The following is a 2538-nucleotide window of genomic DNA, read 5'->3' as shown; positions in this document are numbered from 1 at the left end:
AACTTAAGGTCTTTATTCTGTTGGGAAACCGCACTGCAAACCCAGCAAATTCAAGAAAAATGAACCCCGTCAGGTTTGACTGATTTTTGATACTTTCAGCCCGGCTAATCCATTAGCATTAAAAACCACTGAAACCTTTTTCAAGACGCGGTCTGTGTGCCTTTGATTTTTGAAACACCGGGGCGTTTAGTCGCTATTACGTTGCTGTTTCGTCGCTGATTCTGCGACGTTTCTACAACGACGTTTTATGTCCAGGTTTTCGTCGTATTTCCTTCGCGTTTTCGTCGCATTTTGTGCATCGTTTTCGTCCTTCTTTCTGCAACTTCAAATCGGCTCTTTTTTTTGTGTTGTCGAAGTGTTGGTGTTTCGTCGCATTCTCGAAGCGATTTCGTCACCGTTCCGTCGCTGTTTTTACGACGCCGTCCGACGGGTCAATTGAAACAAAAGATTTGTTGGCCGAAAGGTATAAGCGGCACTCTCAAGCCTATGTACTGAAGTCCATAGGCTGGAAAGTACAGGCAGGCATCTTGGAATCGAGGTGCGTATTCCACGCAAACTGGACACTGATTCCGCGGCAAACTGGACAGGCATTCCACGGCAAACTGGACAGTCGGAGCGTAGCGACGCGGGGGTTGAAGGGTTTTACTCTAAGCCTTGTACTTGGGTCAAATTTTTCGCTCGGCGTAAATAATGCCATTGTTTTTTTAACGCTTCCGATTTTTCGCGATTGGGGACCGGTTTGTTGGCCGCTGATTTGGGGCACGGCGCAGAGTTATCCACGGTCGCCCGCCAGACAGCGCTCCCTCTCTAGCTGGATGGCTGGCGGGCGGCGGTGGGTAACTCGTCAAGCCTGGCAAGCACTTCATTCGGGTTTTCCCTGTTTGCGCAGTGATTCGCCATCCAGATCCATGGTGTGGGCTTGGTGCACCAATCGATCAAGGATGGCGTCAGCCAGCGTCGGATCACCAATCGAGGCATGCCAGTGCATGACCTGGAGTTGGCTGGTAATGATGGTCGAGCGGGTTCCGTGGCGGTCATCGAAGATCTCCAGCAAATCCCGGCGGCCCTCGTCGGTGAGGGGCGCCAGACCCCAGTCGTCGATCACGAGGACATCGGTTTTGGCGAGCTGTGCCAGCGACTTCGCGTAACTGCCGTCGCCACGCCCGATCGCCAGGGCGGGCAAGAGACGGGGCTGGCGCACATAGAGCACCGAACGCCCCTGCCGGCACGCCTGATTGGCCAGTGCACAAGCGAGAAAGGTCTTGCCGACGCCGGTCGGACCACAGAGCAGGATGTTCTGGTGCTCGCTCACCCAGCGGCCGGTCATCAAGCGGGCGAACAGCGCCCGGTCCAGACCGCGTGGGTGCCGGAAATCCACATCCTCCGGCGTGGCGGCCTGCTTGAGCTTGGCGCGTTTCAGTCGGGCGGCGTTCTGTCGCGACTCACGTTCGGCGGCCTCGCTGTCGACCAGCAAGCCGAGGCGCTCCTCGAATGATAGCTGGCCGATCTCGGGGCTTTGTGACTGGCTGACCAGAGCTCGGGCCATGCCGGGAAGGCGCAGCTGGTGGAGTTTATCGACGGTCGGATGGTTCAACATGGGCAGGACTCCTTCATCAGGGGGATCAGTGGTAGTAATCGGGACCACGCACATTGGCGTGCGCCAAGGGCAAACAGGTCTGGGCCGGGGGACTCACCCGCTTCTTGTCCAGCCCGTTCTTCAGGATCGACTTCAGACTGCTGTAGGACAGGGCACCGATGGCGATGGCCCGTTCGCAGGCGCCTTCCAGGCGCTCTTCGCCGTAGCGTTTGCCGAACCGCAGGATGCCCAGGCAGGCGCGGTAGCTCTGCTGCGGATGTCGGCGCTGATGCAAGAGGCTCTGTACGACGGCCTGGGCATGCGGCCCGATGCGCCCGGCCCACTCGAGCAGACGGGGAGCGTTCCAGCCTTGAACCTCTTGATGGGCCGGTGTCATGTGGGCATCCACGGTGGTGTGCCGGCCCTGGGCGTCGTTGCGGACATGACTGGCAATACGGGTGCCACGGTGAAACAGTTCGACGGTGGTGGCCGTCCGTCGGGAATCGACTTTCTCCCGGGCAAAACGGTAGGGAACCGAATAGTAGTGGCCGATGAGTTCGACGTGATAGTCGATACCGACCTTCAGCACTTTCCATTCGGCAAACTCGTAACGCATGGCCGGCAATGGCCGCAAGGCGGGATGATCGAGTTCGGCAAAGGCCGACAGGCGGCAGCCAGGCAACTTCTTGAAGGGCCGGTTGTTGAGCGCCGTCATGAGTTCGGCAATGCTCCGGTTCAGTTCGCACAGGCTGAAGAAGCGCTGGTGCCGCAGGCGCGCCAGTACCCAACGTTCGACCAGGAGCACGCCGCCCTCGACCTTGGCTTTGTCCTTCGGGCGATAGGGCCGGGCAGGAAGGACGGCCGTGCCGTAATAGGTGGCCAGGGCACGATACGTCGGGTTCAGTTCGGGATCGTAGAAACAGGCTCGGGTGACCCCGCTCTTGAGATTGTCCGGGACCAGC

At 58.6% G+C, this 2538-nt stretch carries 1 protein-coding gene and 1 pseudogene; both read right to left on the bottom strand.

Going from position 1 to position 2538, the window contains the following annotated elements; translation table 11 throughout:
• Nucleotides 1-862: 862 nt before the first annotated feature.
• Nucleotides 863-1597, bottom strand: coding sequence for an IS21-like element helper ATPase IstB (gene istB, locus JNM42_RS15440; RefSeq protein WP_294272078.1), 735 nt, complete (start codon nt 1595-1597; stop codon nt 863-865).
• Nucleotides 1598-1622: 25 nt separating this feature from the next.
• Nucleotides 1623-2538: pseudogene (locus JNM42_RS15435) on the bottom strand (IS21 family transposase); the annotation flags it as partial.

The sequence above is a fragment of the Propionivibrio sp. genome (assembly GCF_016790145.1).
In the GTDB taxonomy this organism is placed as follows: Bacteria; Pseudomonadota; Gammaproteobacteria; order Burkholderiales; family Rhodocyclaceae; genus Propionivibrio.
Note: the sequence above shows the minus strand (reverse complement) of the source record. Positions and strands in the feature narration are given on the sequence as shown.

Coding starts and splice junctions, on each gene's coding strand:
- istB (WP_294272078.1), bottom strand. CDS start 1,597: ATGTTGAACCATCCGACCGTCGATAAACTCCACCAGCTGCGCCTTCCC.